This window comes from Romboutsia sp. Marseille-P6047 (assembly GCF_900604535.1).
GTDB lineage: Bacteria > Bacillota > Clostridia > Peptostreptococcales > Peptostreptococcaceae > Romboutsia_E.
The window spans coordinates 14,057-37,342 of the sequence record NZ_UWOT01000005.1 but is presented as its reverse complement, the minus strand read 5'-3'; the positions used below and the strand labels follow the sequence as shown (position 1 = coordinate 37,342).

The following is a 23,286-nucleotide window of genomic DNA, read 5'->3' as shown; positions in this document are numbered from 1 at the left end:
AGGGGTGATAAATAATATGAAATTAAAAAGCCTTATAAAAAAGATAGAAGCTAAGTATCCTACAAATTTAGCTTATGATTGGGATAATGTAGGATTATTAGTAGGTGATTTAGATGAAGAAATAAGAAAGGTACTAGTTTGTCTTGAAGCTAATGAATCTATAATAGAAGAAGCTATAAATAATAATGTAGATTTAATAGTTACTCATCATCCTTTTATATTTTCTAAGATGAAAAAGGTAACTACAGGTGATTTTAAAGGAAAATTAATACATAAACTTATTAGAAATAATATAGCTATTTATTCAATGCATACGAATTTTGATATAGCTTTTGATGGATTAAATGATTATTTTATGGAAGTTATGGGATTTGAAAATTCTAAAGTACTAGATACAACTAATAGAGAAGTTTTATATAAACTAGTTGTATTTGTGCCTAAAACTCATGAAATGGGTCTTAGAAAGGCTTTAGGAAATTCGGGTGCAGGACATATAGGAAATTATAGCCATTGTACATTTAATACAGATGGAATAGGAACATTTATGCCGTTAGAAGGAACAAATCCATTTATAGGTGAAACTAATAAAATAGAAGATGTTAAAGAAGTTAGAATTGAGACAATAGTTCCTCAAAGAATTTTAGGAGGAGTTATAAACTCTATGCTAAAGGCTCATCCTTATGAAGAAGTAGCTTATGATTTATATAAGTTAGAAAATAAGGGCAATGAAGTTGGTATTGGAAGAATTTCCAAATTAGAAACACAAATTAGTTTAAAAGAACTTTCAACTATGATAAAAGAAAAACTTAATATGGATTCATTAAGAGTTGTTGGCGATTTAAATACTACAATCAATAAAGTAGCTGTTGTAACTGGATCAGGAGCTGATTTTGCTAAAAAGGCTCAAAAATCTGGAGCTGATGTTTTAATTACAGGTGATGTTAAATATCATGAAGCACAGGATGCAGCTGATGCGGGTATATGCTTAATTGACTGTAATCATTTTGAAAGCGAAGATATATTTAAAGATGTAATGAAGAGATTTTTAGATCAAATTGAAGATCTAGAAGTTGTTAAGAGTGAAATTAATATAAATCCATTTCATATTTTATAATATACAATCAAGATAAACTAAAATAATTAGATAAAAATAATTGACAAATAAAAATTAATAAACTACCATAACTATTAATAAAATAATAAATTCTATGAAAAAGAGAGTAATATAAATTAATTTTATAGAGAGCTTAGGATGGTGGAAGCTAAGTATTGATATTTATATGAAAAGAGCTTTGGAGAATACTGCAGGAAATAAGTATGGTAGTAGGTGACCTCGCCTTAAGAGATAGAGTGGGTAAGTTAATTTTACCAATAAGAGTGGTAACACGGATAGTATTCGCCTCTTGGATTTTATTCCAAGAGGCTTTTTTATTATAAAAATATAGGATATTTATTGGGGGGCAAATTATGAAATTATGGGGTGGACGTTTTAGAAAAGAAGAAAATAAATTAATGGAAGAATTTAATAAATCATTTGAGTTTGATAAAGTATTATATAAACAAGATATAGAAGGCAGTATAGCTCATGTTTATATGCAAGGGATGTGTGGATTACTAAGTAAAGAAGAATGTGAAGAAATAACTAATACATTAATAAAAATAAAAGAAGATATATAAAATGGAAGTTTAAAATTAGAAGGAAATTATGAGGATATACACAGTTTTGTTGAAATAAATTTAATAAATAGAATTGGAGAGTTGGGCAAAAAGCTTCATACAGGACGTAGTAGAAATGACCAAGTAGCAACAGATATGAGATTATATGCAAAAGAAAAAACTATAGATTTAATAAACCAAATAAATAGTTTTAGAAAAATAATTAAAGAAGTTGCAGACAATAATTCAGTTATAATGCCAGGATACACACATCTACAAAGAGCACAAGTAGTAACATTTAAACACCATTTAATGGCTTATTATAGCATGTTTACTAGAGATGAAAAACGACTACAAAATGCATTGGAAATATTAGATGAAAGTCCACTTGGTTGTGGGGCGTTAGCAGGTACTACTCATAATATTGATAGAAATATAACTATGAAAAAGTTAGGGTTTAAAAGAGTAGTTGAGAATTATATGGATGGAGTTAGCGATAGAGATTACTTAATAGAACTAATGAGTGATTTTTCTATAATAATGATGCATTTAAGTAGACTAAGTGAAGAGTTAGTACTATGGAGTAGCAAGGAGTTTAGTTTTGTAGAAATAGATGATTTATATACTACAGGAAGCAGTATAATGCCTCAAAAGAAAAATCCAGATGGAGCAGAATTAATAAGAGGAAAAACTGGAAGGGTCTATGGAAATTTGATAGGTCTTTTAACTGTTATGAAGGGATTACCATTAGCATATAACAAAGATATGCAAGAAGACAAAGAAGGATTCTTTGATAGTGTAAAACAACTAAAAATGTGTATACAAGTAATGGAAGAGATGATAGCTACATTAAAAGTAAATAAGGATCAAATGAAGTCGAGTGTACAAGGTGGATTTTTAAATGCGACAGAGGTGGCTGATTACTTGGTTAAAAAAGGAATTCCATTTAGAAGTGCTCATAGTATAGTTGGTTCTATTGTAATTTATTGTGAGGATAATAATAAATCAATAGAAGATTTAAATCTAGAAGAGTTAAGACAATTCTCCAATATATTCGATAACAAAATATATGATTTTATAGATTATGAAAAAATACTAGATAAAAGAATAAAACAAATAATTAAATAGTAAGATGAAGGAATTTAGAAGTTTTTATCTAATATTGTTCAAGTAATAAATTTTTATTAGGGGGAATAAAATGAGCATTAAAACTTCTAAAAGAAAGCCAGACTGGTTAAGAGTAAAGATTAATAGTGAAGAAACTAAAGAAGTTGAGTTTATGATGAGAGAATTAGAATTAAACACTGTATGTAAAGAAGCTAGTTGTCCGAATTTATGTGAATGTTATAAAAAAAGAACTGCTACATTTATGATAATGGGAAGTCAATGTACTAGAAATTGTAGATTTTGTAATGTTAATAATGGAAATCCGCAGCAACTTGATGAAAATGAGCCAATGAATGTTGCTAAAGCAGTTAAAGAATTAGGACTAAGTCATGCAGTTATAACAAGTGTTACAAGAGATGATCTAGATGACTGTGGAGCAAGTCATTTTGCAAAAACAATTAAAGCAGTTAAAGAACTTAATCCTAATACAACTATAGAAGTCTTAATACCTGATTTAAAAGGAATTGAAAAAAATTTAGATATAGTAATAAAAGAAAATCCACAAGTTATAAATCATAATATTGAGACAGTAAAGTCATTATATGATAAGGTAAGACCAGAGGCAATATACGAGAGAAGTTTAAATGTATTAAAGTATATAAAGACTAAAGCACCTAATATACTAACTAAAACAGGTATAATGGTAGGTTTAGGTGAAAGTGACAAAGAAGTTTATAATGTTATGGATGATGCTTTATCTGTAGGATGTGATATTTTTACAATAGGGCAATATTTAAGACCTTCAAAGAATCATATAGAAATTGAAGAATATATTACTCCAGAAAAATTTGAAGAATATAGGTTAGAAGGGATAAAAAAAGGATTTAAATATATAGCTAGTAGTCCCTTAGTAAGAAGTTCATATAAAGCAGAAGAAGCTATAAAATAAAGGAGTAAAATATGATATATGTAGAAAGTAATTCATTGAGTCCATATTTTAACTTTGCCCTAGAGTATTACCTAATGACTGAAAAAGAACTAGGTGATGATAATATATTTATGTTTTGGAGAACTAAGCCAACTCTGATGATAGGAAAATTTCAAAATACTATAGAAGAAATAAATCAAAAGTATGCAGAAGAAAATAATATAAATGTAGTTAGACGTATGAGTGGTGGAGGAACTATATATACTGATATGAATGGTTGGCAATTTACCTTTATAAATAAGAATTATAAAGGTAGTGGAATTGATTTTAGTGAATTTACAAAGCCAATAATACATGCATTAGAAAAACAAGGTATAAATGCATATTTTAATAGTAGAAATGATTTATTAATAAATGGACGAAAATTTTCTGGAAATGCTCAATATATAAAAAATGGTAGTAGACTTCATCATGGATCAATATTATTTAATACAGATATTGAATCTATGGTAAAAAGTATAACTGTAGCTGAAGATAAAATTATTTCAAAAGGAATAAAGTCTGTAAGAGAAAGAGTTACAAACATATCGGAACATCTAGATAAAGATATTAGTACTTTAGAATTTAAAGAAATTATGTTAGAAAGTTTGCTTAAAAATACTAAAAACATATATACACTTACTGATGAAGATTTATACAGAGTAAATGAGATATCAAAAGAAAGATTCGAGTCTTGGAACTGGAATTATGGTGCATCTCCTAAATTTAATATAACTAAGTCTAAAAGATATAGTGGTGGAAAAGTTGAATTTAAAATAAATATAGATAAAGGTATAATTAGGGATATATTTATAAATGGAGATTTCTTTGGAGAAGGTGAAGTTGAAGATATATCTAAATTACTTAGTGGATGCAGATATTCGAAAGAATCTATTATAGAAGTGATTAATAGTATCGATATAGAAAAATACTTTTATAAAATAAGTAAAGAAGATATTTTAGATTGTATAATCTAAATAAAAAATAGATGTATAAATTTATACATCTATTTTTTATTTAGATTATACAATCTAAATAAAAAATAGATGTATAAATTTATACATCTATTTTTTATTTAGAAATTTAAAGGATATCTTCTAAAGTATATTCACTAAATTTTTGTTTAAATGCATCTAAAGCATCATTTATTATAGGCTTTAGACTACATCTACCATTAAGATTACATGTATTACTATCATCAGAAAAACATTCAACAATATTTAAATTATCTTCTGTTATTTCCAATAAATTCCCTAGATTTATATTTTTAGGATCTGTTACTAATTTAATACCACCATTTCTACCTTTAGAAGAGAGAATATAGTTATTCTTTGCTAGTTTATAAATTATTTTTTTTATATGATGAGTAGATAAATCAAGTATAGAAGAAAGCTCATCTACTGTAAAAAGTTCGTTTGGATGATTTCCTAAATATATTAAGATTCTGAAACTATAGTCTGTAAATTTTGACAAGTACATAGAATACTCCTTAGTTAAAACGTTATTTATTAATTATTATTATATAAATAACTATATAATAAACACAATAATAAATATTGAATTAAATAAAATATTTTTTTATTAAAGTAAGAATTAATTGATTATTATAGTAGTAGTATCTAATATATTATCATAAATCCATTGAGCATTATCGACTGCTAATCTTATACATCCATGGCTTAAAGCTAATCCTAATCTATCATCAATTATCTCAGTACCCTGAGCATTAAATAAAATTGAGTGATAATAATAACTACCTCTAATTCTAGTTGCATATTTTACTCTATAAGTAGAAGATCCAAAATAAGGTTTTCTACCACTTACATAAAATGTACCTTTTATAGTTGGAGTACTAGGTTTTCCGATTGTACAAATCCATTTATATAGTAAAATCCAGTTATTATTAGAATCTTTTTCAAATATATAAGTAAATTTATTTTCCAAATTTGTTACAATTAAATTTTTAGTAGGACTCTTTATATTATTATCATTTACAAATTTAGTCATGTCTGTATTAAAATTAGTGAAATCATAACCTTCTGGAGGATTACCATCATCAGATAAAAAATAGCTAAATATATATCCTTCATCGTTATTATACATAACATGGCTCCAGTCTCCATTTACTGATAAAACTTGGACCATAGATTTATGAGGAAGTACTGTTACTGGATTTGACTCAGATGATGGATAAGATCTTAAGGTAACATCAGTCCATGTGAATTTAGTTTGTGATAGATACTCATTATATACATATCCTCTTTGGTTGTTATATATTACTTCATACCAATCTTCCTCACCATCAATTACTGTAACTCTTGATCCTGCTGGTATAACTGATATTATATTTGAAGATGTAGATTTACCTTCCCTTAAATTAAGGTTTGCTAAGGTGTATTTGTATACTTCTTGTGACTGTCTTTTATATTTCTTCATAATTCCACCCCATACTTAGACTTTAAAATATTCTATGATAAATTTAAAATAATTGTGTAAGGCTTTTCTCTTAAATATTAGAGTAAAGCCTATATAATTTTGAATTAATTTAAATAAATTAGAAATCTGTAACTTATGTTACGGACTTTATTTATATTTAAACTTATAATGTGTATATAAAATAAACATTAGAAATCTTGGAGGAATAATTATGGAAAAAATGTTTTGTTTTCAATGTCAAGAGACAGCAGGATGTACAGGATGTACTAAATTTGGAGTATGTGGAAAATCACCAGATTTAGCAAGAATGCAAGACTTATTAGTATATACAACTAAAGGATTATCAGAAGTAACAACAAGACTTAGAGCAGAAGGTAAGCAAGTAAGTAGCGAAGTTAATCACTTAATAACTATAAACTTATTCACTACAATAACTAATGCTAACTTCGATGATGCGGTATTTTATGCAAGAGTTAAAGAAACTTTAGCTATTAAAGAAGAGTTATTATCTAAGTTAGATAATAAAGAAAACTTATCAGAAGCAGCATTATGGAATGCAACTTCAAATGAAGATATGGATGTGAAAGTAGGAGTATTAGCTAAAGTAAAAGATGCTATACTTGGAAGCGGAAAAGAAAAAGAATCTGATGATATAGATAAATTATTAGATGAAAAATCTACTACAGTAGGAGTATTAGCTACTAAAGACGAAGATGTAAGAAGTTTAAGAGAACTTATAATATATGGATTAAAAGGTATGTCAGCTTATATGAAGCATGCTAATGCATTAGGATATGATAGTGAAGAGATAAATGCATTTATGCAAGCTACTTTAGCTAAAACTTTAGATGATAGCTTATCTATAGATGAATTAATAGCATTAACTTTAGAAACTGGTAAAGTAGGGGTAGATGGTATGGCTCTACTTGATAGTGCAAATACTGGAACTTATGGACATCCAGAAATAACTAAAGTTAATATAGGTGTTAGAAATAACCCAGGAATACTTGTATCAGGACATGACTTAAAAGACTTAGAATTATTACTAAAGCAAACAGAAGGAACTGGAGTAGATGTTTATACTCACTCAGAAATGTTACCAGCTCATTACTATCCAGCATTTAAAAAGTATTCTCACTTTGCAGGTAACTACGGAAATGCTTGGTGGAAACAAAAAGAAGAATTTGAAAGCTTCAATGGTCCAATATTAATGACTACAAACTGTATAGTACCACCAAAGGATAGCTATAAAGATAGAATATACACAACAGGAGCAGCAGGATTTGCTGGAGTTAAGCATATAAAAGGTGAGAGCGAAGATAATAAAGATTTTTCACAAATAATAGAACAAGCTAAAAAATGTGCTCCTCCAACAGAAATAGAAACAGGAGAAATAGTAGGTGGATTTGCACATAACCAAGTATTTGCACTTGCAGATAGCGTAGTAGAAGCTGTGAAAACTGGAGCTATAAAGAAATTCTTTGTAATGGCTGGATGTGATGGAAGAGCTAAATCAAGAAATTATTATACTGATTTTGCTTTAAGCTTACCAAAAGATACAGTAATACTTACAGCAGGATGTGCTAAATATAAATACAATAAATTAGATTTAGGTGATATAAATGGAATACCTAGAGTATTAGATGCAGGACAATGTAATGATTCTTACTCATTAGCACTTATTGCACTTAAATTAAAAGAAGTGTTTGAGCTTAATGATATAAATGAATTACCAATAGCATATAATATAGCTTGGTATGAACAAAAAGCTGTAATAGTATTATTATCACTATTATACTTAGGTGTTAAAAAGATACACTTAGGACCAACATTACCAGCATTCTTATCACCAAATGTTGCTAAAGTTTTAGTTGAAAACTTTGGTATAGGTGGAATAACTAATGTTGAAGATGATTTAGAAATGTTCTTAAAATAATATATAAAAAAAGTAGCAATAATAAAAATATTATTGCTACTTTTTTAGTTAAGCTACATTCGTATCTATTGTAGGAGGAAATATTTTAAAGAATAAACCTCTAATTAAAGGAGATACAATAAGTAGATTTAAAGGTATAGCGAAGATAAAGTTTTTTACTATACCCATACTATAAGCAGGTAACAAGTTAGGCCCAAAACCTACATTTGTAACGGCTCCAAAGAATGACATCCAAAGAACCATACCGCATCCTGTAAAGAAGGACATACATATTCCTACCTTCTTCATACTATCTCCAGGTTTAATTATTTTGCTAGCTATAATTTTTACTATTTTACCAACTATAAATAAATCTCCTATTAATGCAAATATAAATGCGGGGATGAATCCCATAATAGCATGTTTAAAAACATTTACTGAAAAGCCTTCTATTAATGTTATATTGTAACAACTCATTATGAATACCATAGTTGTACATATCATTAAAACAAATATAAGATGTTCTTTTTTATTTTTTCCCATTATTAGAAAATACCTCTTTCTTTAATATTGTAAACTTAGTTGACATAGATATGTTAACATAATGGAAAAATAATGTCAACTAAGTTTACGATATTAAAATTGTACTTAAAAAAACTTTGTAAAAAAGATATAATACTAATAGATACTAATTATAGAAAATAGGAGACAATATATGCAGTCATATTTTAAAGATTTAAATATAATAGACTTAATAAGCGAAAAGCATGCAAAACTTAGAAAATTGGTAAGAGATAAATGGGTAGAGTTGGGTGAGGAATATATAAGTGATACAGAATCGTATATATTAGCTATAATAGAAAGGGAACCTATGAGTGTAGCTCAGATAGCTAGAATAATAGATATATCACGTCAAGGTGTTCATAAATGCACAAAAGATTTAATTCTAAGAGGATATATATACACTGAATATGTAGAAGGTAACTCGAGAGATAAGATATTACTACTAACAGAAAAAGGTAAAAGATTTTTTGAAGAAACCTTATTATTAAAGGAGAGTATAGAAGAAGAGATAAAAACATCTATAGGAAGAAAAGAATTTGAAATATTAAAAGACTGCTTAAGTAAAAGATGGTTTTAAAAAATTATTTTATAAATAGAAAAATTGGGTATGAATATAAAAATAAATTTATAAAAAGGAAATAATATGAAAGATAAATTAATAAATGCAGTAACAAAAAATAAAGAAAAACTATCTTATATAAATATAAGCGAAGATAATAAGTATAATGGGTGGGTGTATAAGTTCAATATAATATTACCTAATAATAAAAATATGGGATTAGACTTAAAAGATGAAAATGATTTATTTTTATTATTTGTTCTATCATCATCATGGTCAAAAACAGGACCTTGGAAAATGCAGCATTTTTTATAACTTATCTGAAATTAAACAATAAAGATAAAATAGAATTATGGATGAATGATGATTTTGTAAATGATGAGATTGAAAGTCGTAATATTAATGCTAATGATATAGTAAAAATGTGTAGTGGATTAGTTCCTAGGAAGAAAGTAAGCTTTAGAAAGGACTATTATTCAAGTATATCTATAATAGCTAATAATTGGAATGATATAAAAGAGAGTTTAAAAATTTCTAATGAAAACAATGACTTTAGTATATTTATAAATTATATAAGGCAGATTGAAGGTTTAGGATCTGGTAAAAATAAAATGAGAATAAAAATTCCTTTAATTTTAAGAGAATTAAGGTGTCAAGAGGTATATGATAATATTCCTGGAGTGTTATGCTGTGTTCCTGATGAAAGAGTGAAATTGTCAGCAAAGAAAGTGGGTATAACAATTCCTAATGTAACATCAATAAGTAGTTTACTTAAAGCATCTAAAATTATTTATGAAAACTTTGGAGATTTATATGATATACCTTTATTTGCATATGAAGAAATAATAGACGATATAAAAGCCTAAGAGTAGATTATATAATCTATTCTTAAGCTTTTTATTTATAAAATTATTTTACTTTAATAGAAACTTTAATAACATAATTATTTATATCTTTAACGGATACCTCATCTATTAGAATATCCTCATAAGCATCTCCATTAATATGTAAATTATTTTCATTTATATAATCAAGTATTTTTTGATAAATAATCTGTACACTGTCATAATATCCTTTATGATATCCAACAACATATATACCTTTAGGCTTAATAAATATTTTTTCATTAGGAATATTCTCATCAACTTTAGTAAAATAGTAGCTATACTTAGATAAATTTCTTGTGAGCAAATCTTCATAGCTAATTATTCCACCCGCAGCAAATCCAATATTTAGATTATTATCAAAGCAATAATTTATATGATCTGAGTAGGTTTGGATATCATAAATTTGTTTTGTGTTATCAATTGGGTCACTTAAAATAAGATACTCTTCTTTTTGATTTTCTAAAAAAATAGATTTTGTAAAATTTTTACCCTCAGTAATTAGCTTTATCTTGTTAGACATTTGGACTTGCAACTTTTTTAGTCTATTAATTTCATTTTCAATTTCAATAATCTCTTCTTGAAAAAGATTTATTATATTATCAGGAGTTCTTCTCTCTATAAAATTTTTAATTTCTTTTAAAGGCATACCTATAGATTTTAAAATATATATAACATTTATAACTTCTAATTGGTGATGAGAGTAATATCTATATCCATTTGACATAACTTTTTCAGGTTTAAATAATCCTATTTCATCATAATGAAATAGCGTTTTTTTATTTATATTACATAATTTTGCAAATTCACCTGTAGTGAAATATTTTACTTTATTCTCCATATTTTATTCTCCTTATTGACTATCCTCTTACAGGATACTTTATTATAGTTTACATAAGAGTATTTTTCAAGGAGGAAATTATGAGTAATGCATTAGAAAAAAAGATTACATTAGGATCTTTGATAAAATATACATTGCCAACAATAGCAATGATGGTATATTTATTTCTAGGTTTGTAGGAGTAGATGTATTATCTGCATCAAATATAGTATATCCTATAATTAATTTACTTATAGGAGTAGGGGTAATGTTTTCTACTGGAAGAGGAGCTATTGTAGCTAAGCTAATGGGAGAAGGCAAAGATAAAGAAGCTAAAGAAGGTTTTACAAGTATAGCAATTAGTGGCTTAGTAGTAGGTTGTATCGTATCTTTAATATGTATTATTTTTATAGATAAAATTATATATACTTTAGGTGGAAATGATCAATTATATAAGTATTGTTATGATTATTTATTATGGATGTTAATATTCACACCTTTTTTAATTTTAAAAATATATTCAGATTACTTTTTAATAACAGCAGGTGTAGCTAAATTAGGCTTAATAAATGCTATTGGAGGAGGAGTATTAAATATAGTTTTAGATTATATATTTTTATATATTTTTAAAATGGGTATTACTAGTGCTGCTATAGCAACAGGGTTAGGATATGGAGTTCCTTCAATAATAGGTATAATTCATTTTTCTAAAAAAAGTAGTGCAATTCATTTTGTTAAATTTAAATTTAATTTTAAATTAATAAAGTTGTTTTAATGGATCTTCGGAAATGGTAACTCAGTTAGCAATTTCTGTAACCACATTTTTATATAATATAGTTATAATAAGATTTTTAGGAGCAAATGGAGTAGCTTCAATAACTATAATCTTATATATTCAATTTTTATTAAATGCAGTTTATTTAGGTTTTACATCTGGCGTATCTCCTAGAATTAGCTATAATTATGGTAGTAAAAATGAAGTAGAAATTAGGAAGTTAGTAAAATATAGTTTCTTAATTATAAGTGTATTTGGAATAGCTACATTTATTATATCTAGAGTTTTCTCAGATGTATTAATAGGTATATTTGTAGATGACAAGCAATTATTTAAGACAACGTTAGATGGATTTATAATTTTTTCGTTTAGTTTCTTGTATTCAGGTTTAAATATATTTATATCTGGAATGTTTACAGCATTTTCAAATAGTAAGATATCAGCAATACTTTCATTATTTAGAACATTTATTTTATTTATAATTGGAATTATAATTTTACCAATGATATTTGGTCTTAATGGAGTTTGGTTAGTTGTTCCAATTTCTGAGTTGATTGCTTTGTTTATATCTTTTATATTTGTATATAATAATCGATTTAAATATATGTATAGTAGAGCATTTAAAAATAAATCTTTATCCTATGAATAAAATGATTATTTGAGTTTATAAATTGTATAAATATAAAAAAGTTGCTTAATGTAATTACTTAATTATATTAAGCAACTTTTTTGTGTTAAAATTTTATATATAAGGAAAATAAGTAATAAAATGCAAAATAAACAATAAGTTACTTGTAAATATAGTAAAATATAGTAAAATATGGAATAGTAATAGAACATTGTGAATTTTTTAAGGAGATTAGCAAATAGGGATATATGGAAGAAAATATGTATAAGAAAATAGTAAAAAATAGTCCGATTGCTTACTGTTGTGCGGATATAATAAATGATAATTATGGCAATCATTTGGGCATAAAAATAAAAGATATAAATAAATCTTTTGAGGAGTTATTTGAGACAAAACTAGAATATATCAATAATAAGAATATAATGAATATGTTATCTGATGAGCAAATAAAAGATTGGATAAGTACATATAAAGAAGTTGATATTAACTCTAAGAAAACGATAAGAAAATATAATAAATTTATGAATATTATCTATGAGATGGATATTTATAATAAAGAAGATAAAGAATTATATATGGTATTTAGGCAAGTAAGTAAAGTATCACCAGCAATATCACCAGCAATGAGTAAAGCACCATTTCTAGCATGGATTAAAGATATAGATGGTAAGTACACAGACGTTAATAATGCATTTCTCAAATCTATGGGTTTAAAAATTACTGATGTTATAGGAAAAACAGAGTATGATATAATGGAAAAAAATCAAGCTGAAGAATCAAATTTTTATGATAAATCCGTTTTAAAAAAAGATACGTTTCATACATATAGACAAGCAATTATTAAAGATAATAAAAAAGAATATTATGAAATAACAAAATGGCCATGTATAGATTATACAAATGGATGCACAATAGGTACTATGGGAATATCCGTTGAGATTACGAAAGAAGTTATATCAATAGAAGAATTAGAAAAGAATCAAGAAATATTATCTCAAATAACAAATAATATAGATGAAATAATAATAATTGAAAATGATAAAACCCCTGTATATATAAGTTCCGCATTTGAAAAAATGTTTGGTATAAGACCAGAAGATATGAACTTATATGATAGTTGTGAAAATTGGGACAAGTATTGGGATGATAGAATAGAATACGAAAAAAAATACAATGAATATGATAATGAAAAAGAAATAGGTATATCGAAATTTAAAAATGAGTATGGATATAAATGGCTGAAAAAGGAGTATATGCCAATAAGGAGTAATAGTGATGATGTAAAAAAAAGGGTAGGAATAATAAGAGATATAACTAAGGATGTAGAAGCAAATGAGAGTCTAGAAAAATTAAGAATGGATTTTTTTGCGAATTTGTCACATGAGCTGAGAACACCTATAAATATAATTTTAAGTTCATTACAGGTAATAAACTTAAGGTTAGATAAATTAAATCAAGATGACTATGAATATTTTACAAAATACTTAGGAATACTTAGGCAAAATGGGCTTAGGTTACTTAAGCTTGTTAATAACTTAATAGATACAACTAAGGTTGATTCTGGTCACTTTGATCATAGCCCACAGAATGGCAATATAATAAGTTTTATAGAAGATGTGTGTATGTCTGTAAGTGAATTTATAAAAAATCATAATTTAAATTTAATATTTGATACAGATTGTGAAGAAAAAATAATTGCATTTGATAAAGATAATATGGAGAGGATAATGCTGAATTTATTATCTAACGCAATTAAGTTTAGTAAAGATAAAGGTAATATAGAAGTAAGTATATATTGTGAAGAAAGTATAAAAATAAAAGTAAGAGATAATGGAATTGGTATTCCTAAAGATAAGTTAGATAGCATATTTGGTAGATTCGAACAAGTAAAAAGTAAGATGAAAAATGAAAGAGAAGGAAGTGGAATAGGTCTTTCATTAGTTAAATATTTAGTAGAAATGCATGACGGAAGTATCTCTGTAGATAGTGAGTTAGAAGTAGGTTCAGAGTTTATAATAAATTTACCTGATAAGTTGTGCGAAAATAACAAAAATAAAGTTGATAGAGTCAACAATGTTAATCTAACCAATATAAGCAATATGAATATAGAGTTTTCGGATATATATTAAAAATAGCCTTCAATTTTATGAAGGCTATTTTAATATATGCTTATTATAAGCAAAAACTTTTTCTAATTATTAACTCAGAATTTAAAAGAACAGTCTTTTTAATAGTTCTACCATCTATTATTTGTTCTGATAGTAATGATATTGATGTTTTACATAGTTCAGGTATATCAATATGGAATGTACTAAGCGGTGGAGATACATATTTTGAAATATCAATGTTATTAATACTTATAACGCTAACTCTTTGAGGAATAGATATATTATGCTCATTTAATGCTTGAAGAACACCTATAGCTATAGCATCTGATGCAATAAAAAATGCTGTAGGTAAGTTATCATTTAAAGTTTCAATAGCTTTTTTAGTCATTTTATATCCTGTCTCTACTGAAAATTTTTTATCTATAAAAATATTATTTTCATTTAGTAAATTTTTATTATATAAATATGTTCTAAAAGCAATTTCTCTTATATCTTTTTCATGAACATTTGTGTCATGATTTAAATATGTACCACCTATAAATCCTATATTTGTATGACCAGCATTAATAAAATAATCCAGAGCCTTATGTGTTATTCTAGAAGTATTTGGTTGTACTGAATCGTATAAATCTGGAGTAGGATTTGAATCTATAAAAACACCATTCTTAGTTATTTTGTTCAGTTCTAATATTTCACTTGTTGAGAATCCACCTACAGCAATAAATCCACTTATATCTTTAGGTATTTTGCTTATACCATCTTGCTTTTTTATAGTGATTAACTCCATATTTTTCTCATTAGCATATTTTTCTATTTGTAAACGCATTTCTTTAAAATAAACGTCTTCTAACTCCTCTGTATCAGTAATCCAAAATAGTAATGCAATTTTTTCTATAATAGTTTTAATATACTTTCTTTCATATCCTAGGGATAAAGCTGTATTTAAAATCTTACTTTTTGTTTTTGGTGAGACTGATAAAGAGGTATCATTATTTAATAACCTAGATACTGTAGAAGTAGAAAATCCAGATTTCTGAGCTATTTCTTTTATAGTAACCATTAAATAACCTCCAATTTATTTTATTTAAAATTATATTTTTAACAAATTAAATTATAAAAGAGCTGATGTTTTAATTTATCATATATACATTATAACCATAATTAATCTTTATAGTAAAGATATTTACTATTTATATTTAGTAAATAATTTTACTAATAATATAAATGTTAATACTATTTTTAGATTAAAATTACTATAAATAATATTTAAAATAGTGTTTTATTTAAAATGTTTAATTTATGAAAAGTTAATTATAGAACTATAGTTATATCATTTACTATTTATTAATATTTTTTTAGTAAATATATTTACAAAATCAATTTACTTAATTATAATTAAAAGTGTAAAAACGATTTCATGAAAATTAGGGGGAATTAAATATGTTTAAAAGAATTTGTTCACTAATATTATGTGGAGCATTAGTAGTAGGTATGACAGGTTGTGGACCTTCAGATAGTAAAGGAGATGCCTCAACTAGTTCAGGAAATAATTCTGATTATGATTTATTAGTTTGGGAAGATCAAAGTAAATCAGGTGGGATAGAAGATGCAATTAAGAAATTTGAAGAAGAAAAAAATGTAAAAATAAAAGTTGTTGAAAAAACTTATGCAAATCAAATAGAGGACTTAAGATTAGATGGTCCAGCAGGGACAGGTGCAGATGTAATAACAATACCTGGAGATCAAATAGGAACAGCAGTTACATCAGGATTACTTAAAGAATTAGAAATAGATGAGTCAACTAAAGAGATATATACAGACTCAGCTATGGAATCACAAATAGTTAATGGGAAGGTTTACGGACTTCCAAAGGCTGTAGAAACTCAAATTTTATATTATAACAAAGATATAATATCTGAAGAAGATTTACCACAAACTACAGATGAATGGCTAGAGTATTCAAAGTCTGTTACTAAAGATGGTAACTACGGATTATTAGCATTATGGGATCAAATATACTACGCACAAGGTGTTATGAGTGGATTTGGCGGATATATATTCGGTAAAAATGAAGATGGAAGTTTTAATGCTGAAGATATAGGTCTTAATAATGAGGGTGCAATAAAAGCAGGAGAATACATATCTAAGTTTTATGATAGTGGAGTATTTCCAAAAGGAATAGTTGGAGAACAAGGTATAAATACTTTAGATTCATTATTCACAGAAGGTAAAGCAGCTGCAGTAATATCAGGTCCTTGGAATATAGAACCATATAAGCAAGCTGGAATAAACTATGGTGTAGTAGAATTACCGACATTACCAAATGGAGAACATATGGGGTCATTAATAGGAGTAAAAAGCTACAATGTAAGTTCATATAGTAAGAACCCAGAATTAGCAGAAGAATTAGTTGAATTTTTAGCAAATGAAGAAAATTCAAAAGCTAGATATGAGGTAACTCAAGAAGTTCCAGCAATAAAAACATTAGCTGAGGATGAAAATGTACTTAGTACTGATAGTGCAAAAGCAGTTGCAGCTCAATCTCAATATGCAGAATTAACTCCTGGTATAACAGAAATGAACTCTGTATGGGAGCCAATAGATTCAGCTTTACAAACAATAGCTACAGGAAAAGCAAAGGCTAAAGATGCACTGGATAATGCTGTTACAACTATAAAAAATACAATAGCAGCAATTAATAAGTAATATAGTTTTATTTAAAGTAAAACAGTTACGATCAATAAGGGGGAATATAAATGGTAGAAGAAGTTACTAGTCAAGTATCACCAAAGATGAGTAATCAAAAAAAGTCTGACCATGGAAAAAAAGCAGCATTACTATCTTTAATACCTGGACTAGGTCAAATATATAACAAACAAATAGTAAAAGGATTGATATTTTTAGGTTTCTTTTTATCTTTCATCTTTGTATTTAAAGATTTATTTAATATGGGGTACTGGGGAATATTTACCCTAGGAGAGCAAGTACCTAGAGATAATTCAATATTCCTTTTAGCAGAAGGTTTAATTGCAATAATAGTAACAGCCTTTGGACTGCTATTTTACTATTTAAATATAAAAGATGCTTATGCTAATGGGAAAAGAAGAGATGATGGGTTCTCAGTTTACTCTGTAAGAGAACAATATCAAATACTTTTAGAAGAAGGATATCCATACTTTATAACAAGTCCAGCGTTTGTATTACTAGTATTTTCAGTAATATTCCCTATACTATTTAGTTTTGCTTTAGTATTTACAAATTATGATCTTTATCATAGTCCACCAGCTAGCTTAGTTAGCTGGGTAGGACTTGAAACATTAAAAGATATATTTACAGTAGAAATTTGGAGATCTACATTCTTTGATGTATTAGGATGGACTGTTGTATGGACGCTTGTAGCATCAACAATCCAAATTGCACTAGGTATATTTTTAGCAGTAGTAGTACATCAAAAAGGAATTAAATTTAAAAAGTTCTGGAGAACGATATTTGTATTACCTTGGGCAGTACCTGGTTTTGTAACAATACTTATATTTACAGGAATGTTTAATGATACATTTGGTGCTATGAATAATGTAATACTTCCTATGTTAGGTATTAGTGAAATACCATGGTTAACAGATGCTAACTTTACAAGACTTGCATTATTAATGGTTCAAGGTTGGTTAGGATTCCCATATATTTTTATAGTAACAACAGGTGTGCTTCAATCAATTCCAGAAGAATTATATGAAGCAGCAACAGTTGATGGAGCTACTTCTTTACAAAAATTTAAAAATATAACTTTACCTTTAGTTTTATACTCAATGGCTCCAATATTAATAACACAATACACATTTAACTTTAATAACTTTAATATTATATATCTATTCAATGCGGGTGGTCCAGCTGTACCTAACTCAACTGCAGGAGGAACTGATATATTAGTATCTTGGATATATAAACTAACAATGCAATCAGGTCAATATGCATTAGCAGCAGCACTTACTCTTTTATTATCAGTATTTGTTATAGGATTGGCTATATGGCAGTTTAGAAGAACAAATTCATTTAAGGAGGTAGAATAAATATGAATGTATTAAATTCAAAAAGTAAAAATAATATAAAAAAGGCATTAATATATTTACTATTAATTTCGGTATGTGTAATTATTATCTACCCACTTTTATGGACAATAGGAGCTAGCTTTAATCCAGGTAATAGTTTAGTGAGTACAAGCCTTATACCTGAAAATCCTACAACAGAACATTACTCACAGTTATTTGCGGGTGTAGGAACTCTACATTATAAACAATGGTATTTAAATTCATTAAAGATAAGTATATTTACAATGATATTCTCACTAATATCGGTATCATTTACAGCATATGCATTTTCTAGATTTAGATTTAAAGGAAGAAAAAATGGATTAATGGCGTTTATGCTTTTACAAATGATACCACAATTTTCAGCGCTAACAGCAATATTTGTTTTGGCACAAATGTTAGGATTAATAAATAGTCACTGGTTATTGATATTCATATATGTAGGAGGTCAAATTCCTATGAATGCATATCTTTTAAAAGGGTATATGGATTCAATTCCAAGAGATTTAGATGAAAGTGCAAGAATAGATGGTGCTAGTAGAACTAGAATATTTTGGCAAATAATAATGCCTTTATCAAGGCCTATGTTAGCAGTTGTAGCAATGAATGGATTTACAGGTCCTTTAGGAGATTTTGCTCTTTCATCAGTTATACTTAGAGAGCCTGAATCTTATACTTTACCAATAGGTCTTTACAAGCTAGTTAGTGATAAGATGGGAGCTAGTTACACAACATTTGCAGCGGGAGCAATATTAATTAGTATACCTATAGTAATAGCTTTCTTAGCATTACAAAAACACTTTGTATCAGGACTTGCAGCAGGTGGAACAAAAGGATAAAATGGGGGATATAAATATGGAATTTACATATAACAATGAGAAACGATTACTTCATGGAGGAGACTATAATCCAGATCAATGGCTAGATTATCCAGAAATTCTAGAAGATGATATGAGATTGATGAAATTAGCAAATGTAAATACTATGACAGTAGGTATATTTGCATGGAGTGCACTTGAGCCAACAGAAGGAAATTATAATTTTGAATGGCTAGATAAAATAATTGATGATATATATAAACAAGGTGGTAGGGTAATACTTGCCACTCCAAGTGGGGCAAGGCCAGCTTGGATGTCTAAAAAATATCCAGAAGTATTAAGAACAAATGAAAGAAGAGAAAAAATGCTTCATGGAGGAAGACATAATCATTGCTTTTCTTCACCGGTGTATAGAGAAAAAACACAATCTATAAATCGTAAATTAGCTAATAGATACAAAAATCATCCGGCATTAATAATGTGGCATATCTCAAATGAATTTAGTGGAGAATGTCATTGTGATTTATGCCAAGAAAATTTCAGAAATTGGCTTAAAAATAAATATAAGACCGTGGAGAATGTAAATAAAGCTTGGTGGGGACCATTTTGGAGTCATTCATACTCAGACTGGTCAGAGATAGAGTCACCTTCATCAATAGGAGAAGGTGCAGTTCATGGATTAAATTTAGATTGGAAGAGATTTGTAACTGATCAAACTATAGATTTTTATGAAAATGAAATTAAACCATTGAGAGAGTTAACACCTAATATAGCGATAACTACAAACTTTATGGCAGATACAAATGATTTAATACCATTTCAAAGCTTAGATTATGAAAAATTTTCAAAACATGTAGATATACTAAGTTGGGATTGTTATCCAGCTTGGCATAATGATTGGGAGAAAACTTCAGATTTAGCAAGTAAAGTTGGATTTATAAATGACTTATATAGAAGCTTAAAGCAACAGCCATTTTTAATAATGGAATGTACTCCAAGTGGAGTAAACTGGCATAATGTCAATAAATCAAAAAGACCAGGTATGCATAAATTATCAGCAATGCAACTTGTAGCACATGGATCAGACAGTGTACTTTACTTCCAATGGAGAAAATCAAGAGGTTCTTCTGAAAAATTCCATGGTGCAGTAATTGATCATGATAATTCAAGTGAAAATAGAGTATTTAAAGAAGTTTCTCAAGTTGGAGAAGCACTTGAAAATATAAAAGAAATAAAAGGAAGTATGAAAAACTCAAAAGTAGCTATTGTATATGATTGGGATAATGACTGGGCATTAAAAGATGCTCAAGGGTTTGGAATAGAATCAAGAAGATATCCTCAAACGCTACAAGAACATTACAAATATTTCTGGAATAAAAATATATCTGTAGATGTTATAACTCCAAGAGCTGATTTATCTAAGTATAAATTAGTAGTTGCACCAATGATGTACCTTATGACAAAGGAAACTATGGATAATTTTAAATCATATGTAAGCAATGGTGGAGTTTTAGTTGGTTCATATATAAGTGGATTAGTTAATGAAAATGATTTAACTTATATAGGTGGATGGGCAAATACTCTTAAAGAGATATATGGTATAGATATATTAGAGTTAGATACATTATATCCTAAGGATAAAAATAGTATTAATTATAATGAGAAAAATTTTGATGTAAAAGATTATTGTAATGTAATATCTACTATAAATGCAGAAGTTTTAGCTAATTATGAAAATGATTTTTATAAAGGTAGTCCAGCTATAACTATGAATAGATTTAATAAAGGTAAAGGGTACTATATAGGTGCTAGAACAAATCAAGATTTCCTAAGTGAATTTTATGATAATGTAATATGTGACTTAGATATTATAGAAACACATGATTTTGAAACCCCTCAAGGTGTTTCTATACAAATAAGAGAGAATGAAGAAAATAAATATTACTTCATGATGAATTTCACAGAAGAAAATCAAGATGTTATAATAGATAATTTATATGAAGATTTAATTACTAATAAAAAGGTTTTAGGAAGTATAGAACTTAAACCCTATGATACATTAGTATTAAAAAAATCTAAATAAAAGTTATCAACTCCTTTTCTTAGAAGCTGTATATAAATATATTTATATGCAGCTATTTTTTATTAATATAGTCAAAATTAGTAACACGATTACATTTTTTACATATAAATAAGAGTATAAAGATAAAAAGAATTGACTTTATTAAAAATTAAGAATATAATTACAATAATTAAAAATTTTTATAATCCTAAGAAAAGGGATAGTAACTAAATTTAGGTTCAAAATAGAGAGTTGAGGATGGTGGAAGCTCAACAAGAAGAAATTTAGTGAATGGGCCTTTGAGGAGTAAACTGAAATCATATTATATGAGAGTAGGCTTTACCGTAAATCGCACGTTATAGCGAATGGGATATGATAGTATCCTAAAATGAGAGATGTATAACTTGATTTTGTTATACATAAATTAGGTGGCAACGCGGATAAACTCCGTCCTATTAATTTAGGACGGAGTTTTTTATTTTATAAATTAAAGGTGGTGATAAGTATGATATGAAGAAGAAAACATAAAGAATGTGATTTAAATATATGGCAATTATTGATTAAAAAATATTTAAAAGATTTAGGAGGACAATATTATGAAATTAAATACAAAAAAAATGGTTTTAAATGCATTACTTTTAGCATTAGGTTTAATTATACATCAACTTACACCAGCTATAGGTTTACCAATACAACCTGATATATCTTTGATTATGTTATTTACAATAATGATTATAAATAAAGGAGATTATAAAACTTCTCTAATTTGTGGTATAGCATGTGGAATATTTGCAGGTTTAACATCTAAATTTCCAGGTGGACAGATACCAAATATAATAGATAAAGTGATAACAACTAATTTAGTTTATTTATTTATGTATGTAATTTATAAGCTTCCTTTTGTAAAAAAACTAAGTGAAAGAATTCAGGATTTTATAGTTTCAATGATTATACTTCCAATAGGAACTTTAATTAGTGGTACTACATTCTTACTAGCAGCATTAGCCTTAGTTGGATTACCAGGCAGTTTTAAAGCTTTATTTTTAGTAGCTGTAGTTCCAGCTATAGGAATTAACCTAGTATGTGGTATATTTTTAGTTAAAGTTGTGACATCTTCTGTAAATAGATTAGGATATAAAAACTTAAGTAGTTTTAATAAATAGAGAGTTATGAAAAATCATTATGCTAAATTTAGTATAGTGATTTTTTTAATTAAATTCATAATAGAAAATTTTATGATAAAAACTTTAAAGTTAGAAATTACGTATATTTTGACGGAAAATGTTTATATTAAAATGCGATTTTAGGTAGAAAATTACAATTTAATGTACTACTATTAACTTATCAGGGGATTAATGATATATGAACGAATGTGTCAAAAACATAATGAAGATATATATATTTATTTTAGTTATACTGTATATATTACTTGGAAAGTTTAGCTTTATACACATATATAGCGTATTACTTATATTAAATAGTACTATAGGGATTTGCGGATTTTTAGTAAATACATCTTATTCTGACTTAAATAAAGATAATATATATAAACACATATCCATGGTTTTTGCGTTTTCTGGAATTATCAACTTAGTTTATGCTTTTTCGATGCTAATGTATAAGCATGAATATCAACATATAAATACAATTACACACATTGGATTTTTAGGTATAGGTGTAGAGATTTTACTAACAATGTACATTTTAAATAAACATAAAAATGAGATAAATATAAAAAAAATTATAAATACATTAATAATACTTACAGTTTTATCATTATTAGTGCTATGTAGAACATCAGTTATTCCAATGGTTTATAGCAAAAGTGGAATTACTGTATATTCTTTTATAGTAGAAATAGTATACATTATAGGTGCTATTTATATAATAAAAATATAAAAA

General features: G+C 26.9%; 21 protein-coding genes, 1 pseudogene and 2 other annotated features. Of the genes and pseudogenes, 17 read left to right on the top strand and 5 right to left on the bottom strand.

Going from position 1 to position 23,286, the window contains the following annotated elements; all coding sequences use genetic code 11:
• Positions 1-16 precede the first annotated feature (16 nt).
• The 4 genes and pseudogenes from EIH23_RS06495 (at position 17) to EIH23_RS06480 (ending at position 4,707) form a co-directional block, all read left to right on the top strand.
• Entirely contained in the window at positions 17-1,114 is a 1,098-nt protein-coding gene (locus EIH23_RS06495; protein ID WP_122639414.1) for a Nif3-like dinuclear metal center hexameric protein, read from the top strand.
• 85 nt (positions 1,115-1,199) lie between these two features.
• Positions 1,200-1,407 (top strand) — a binding site (T-box leader).
• 60 nt (positions 1,408-1,467) lie between these two features.
• A pseudogene (gene argH, locus EIH23_RS06490) lies at positions 1,468-2,784 on the top strand (argininosuccinate lyase).
• A gap of 70 nt (positions 2,785-2,854) precedes the next feature.
• The gene (gene lipA, locus EIH23_RS06485) at positions 2,855-3,712 is read left to right on the top strand and encodes a lipoyl synthase (RefSeq protein ID WP_122639413.1); all 858 of its coding nucleotides are present in this window, start codon (positions 2,855-2,857) and stop codon (positions 3,710-3,712) included.
• A gap of 11 nt (positions 3,713-3,723) precedes the next feature.
• Positions 3,724-4,707, top strand: a complete 984-nt coding sequence (locus EIH23_RS06480; protein ID WP_122639412.1) for a lipoate--protein ligase — start codon at positions 3,724-3,726, stop codon at positions 4,705-4,707.
• Between the two features lie 106 nt (positions 4,708-4,813).
• Here the strand turns inward: EIH23_RS06480 and EIH23_RS06475 are convergent, their stop codons facing one another.
• Both EIH23_RS06475 and EIH23_RS06470 read right to left on the bottom strand, forming a co-directional pair.
• A complete protein-coding gene (locus EIH23_RS06475) occupies positions 4,814-5,209 on the bottom strand; it encodes an RrF2 family transcriptional regulator (protein WP_122639411.1) in 396 nt (131 codons plus the stop codon).
• Positions 5,210-5,323: 114 nt separating this feature from the next.
• A complete protein-coding gene (locus EIH23_RS06470; protein WP_122639410.1) occupies positions 5,324-6,166 on the bottom strand; it encodes a L,D-transpeptidase family protein in 843 nt (280 codons plus the stop codon).
• A 211-nt stretch (positions 6,167-6,377) separates the two neighbouring features.
• Here EIH23_RS06470 and hcp point away from each other — a divergent pair, with 211 nt between their 5' ends.
• Positions 6,378-8,102: a hydroxylamine reductase gene (gene hcp, locus EIH23_RS06465; protein ID WP_330566185.1), complete on the top strand. Its 1,725-nt coding sequence runs from the start codon at positions 6,378-6,380 to the stop codon at positions 8,100-8,102.
• A 48-nt stretch (positions 8,103-8,150) separates the two neighbouring features.
• Here hcp and EIH23_RS06460 read toward each other — a convergent pair whose 3' ends face one another.
• The gene (locus EIH23_RS06460) at positions 8,151-8,624 is read right to left on the bottom strand and encodes a DUF2798 domain-containing protein (RefSeq protein ID WP_122639408.1); all 474 of its coding nucleotides are present in this window, start codon (positions 8,622-8,624) and stop codon (positions 8,151-8,153) included.
• Between the two features lie 172 nt (positions 8,625-8,796).
• On the opposite strand from EIH23_RS06460, the gene EIH23_RS06455 reads away from it, so the two are divergent.
• From EIH23_RS06455 to EIH23_RS06450, 3 genes are all read left to right on the top strand, one after another.
• Positions 8,797-9,222, top strand: a complete 426-nt coding sequence (locus tag EIH23_RS06455) for a MarR family winged helix-turn-helix transcriptional regulator (protein ID WP_122639407.1) — start codon at positions 8,797-8,799, stop codon at positions 9,220-9,222.
• A gap of 66 nt (positions 9,223-9,288) precedes the next feature.
• Positions 9,289-9,519, top strand: a complete 231-nt coding sequence (locus EIH23_RS16540; RefSeq protein WP_243113339.1) for a hypothetical protein — start codon at positions 9,289-9,291, stop codon at positions 9,517-9,519.
• Positions 9,495-10,070, top strand: coding sequence for a hypothetical protein (locus tag EIH23_RS06450; RefSeq protein ID WP_243113338.1), 576 nt, complete (start codon positions 9,495-9,497; stop codon positions 10,068-10,070). The genes EIH23_RS16540 and EIH23_RS06450 overlap by 25 nt, the downstream gene beginning before the upstream one ends.
• 43 nt (positions 10,071-10,113) lie before the next feature.
• Here EIH23_RS06450 and EIH23_RS06445 read toward each other — a convergent pair whose 3' ends face one another.
• Positions 10,114-10,929, bottom strand: coding sequence for a MerR family transcriptional regulator (locus tag EIH23_RS06445; protein ID WP_122639406.1), 816 nt, complete (start codon positions 10,927-10,929; stop codon positions 10,114-10,116).
• Between the two features lie 133 nt (positions 10,930-11,062).
• On the opposite strand from EIH23_RS06445, the gene EIH23_RS16535 reads away from it, so the two are divergent.
• From EIH23_RS16535 to EIH23_RS06435, 3 genes are all read left to right on the top strand, one after another.
• Positions 11,063-11,683: an MATE family efflux transporter gene (locus tag EIH23_RS16535; protein ID WP_330566195.1), complete on the top strand. Its 621-nt coding sequence runs from the start codon at positions 11,063-11,065 to the stop codon at positions 11,681-11,683.
• A 13-nt stretch (positions 11,684-11,696) separates the two neighbouring features.
• Positions 11,697-12,332 carry an MATE family efflux transporter gene (locus EIH23_RS16530; protein ID WP_243113337.1) on the top strand — a complete coding sequence of 212 codons (636 nt, stop codon included), beginning with the start codon at positions 11,697-11,699 and terminating at the stop codon, positions 12,330-12,332.
• A 239-nt stretch (positions 12,333-12,571) separates the two neighbouring features.
• Entirely contained in the window at positions 12,572-14,440 is a 1,869-nt protein-coding gene (locus tag EIH23_RS06435) for a PAS domain-containing sensor histidine kinase (RefSeq protein ID WP_164489005.1), read from the top strand.
• 43 nt (positions 14,441-14,483) lie between these two features.
• Here EIH23_RS06435 and EIH23_RS06430 read toward each other — a convergent pair whose 3' ends face one another.
• Positions 14,484-15,479, bottom strand: coding sequence for a LacI family DNA-binding transcriptional regulator (locus tag EIH23_RS06430; protein WP_122639404.1), 996 nt, complete (start codon positions 15,477-15,479; stop codon positions 14,484-14,486).
• 380 nt (positions 15,480-15,859) lie between these two features.
• On the opposite strand from EIH23_RS06430, the gene EIH23_RS06425 reads away from it, so the two are divergent.
• The 6 genes from EIH23_RS06425 to EIH23_RS06400 all read left to right on the top strand — a co-directional run bounded on the left by EIH23_RS06425 (position 15,860) and on the right by EIH23_RS06400 (position 23,283).
• A complete protein-coding gene (locus EIH23_RS06425) occupies positions 15,860-17,125 on the top strand; it encodes a sugar ABC transporter substrate-binding protein (protein WP_122639403.1) in 1,266 nt (421 codons plus the stop codon).
• Positions 17,126-17,175: 50 nt separating this feature from the next.
• Positions 17,176-18,486 carry a sugar ABC transporter permease gene (locus EIH23_RS06420; protein ID WP_279265826.1) on the top strand — a complete coding sequence of 437 codons (1,311 nt, stop codon included), beginning with the start codon at positions 17,176-17,178 and terminating at the stop codon, positions 18,484-18,486.
• Positions 18,487-18,488: 2 nt separating this feature from the next.
• Positions 18,489-19,343, top strand: a complete 855-nt coding sequence (locus EIH23_RS06415) for a sugar ABC transporter permease (protein ID WP_122639402.1) — start codon at positions 18,489-18,491, stop codon at positions 19,341-19,343.
• Between the two features lie 16 nt (positions 19,344-19,359).
• Positions 19,360-21,405, top strand: a complete 2,046-nt coding sequence (locus EIH23_RS06410; protein WP_122639612.1) for a beta-galactosidase — start codon at positions 19,360-19,362, stop codon at positions 21,403-21,405.
• A 180-nt stretch (positions 21,406-21,585) separates the two neighbouring features.
• Positions 21,586-21,842: a binding site (T-box leader), on the top strand.
• Between the two features lie 138 nt (positions 21,843-21,980).
• Positions 21,981-22,547, top strand: a complete 567-nt coding sequence (locus EIH23_RS06405; RefSeq protein WP_122639401.1) for a tryptophan transporter — start codon at positions 21,981-21,983, stop codon at positions 22,545-22,547.
• A 199-nt stretch (positions 22,548-22,746) separates the two neighbouring features.
• A complete protein-coding gene (locus tag EIH23_RS06400; protein ID WP_122639400.1) occupies positions 22,747-23,283 on the top strand; it encodes a hypothetical protein in 537 nt (178 codons plus the stop codon).
• Positions 23,284-23,286: the final 3 nt, after the last annotated feature.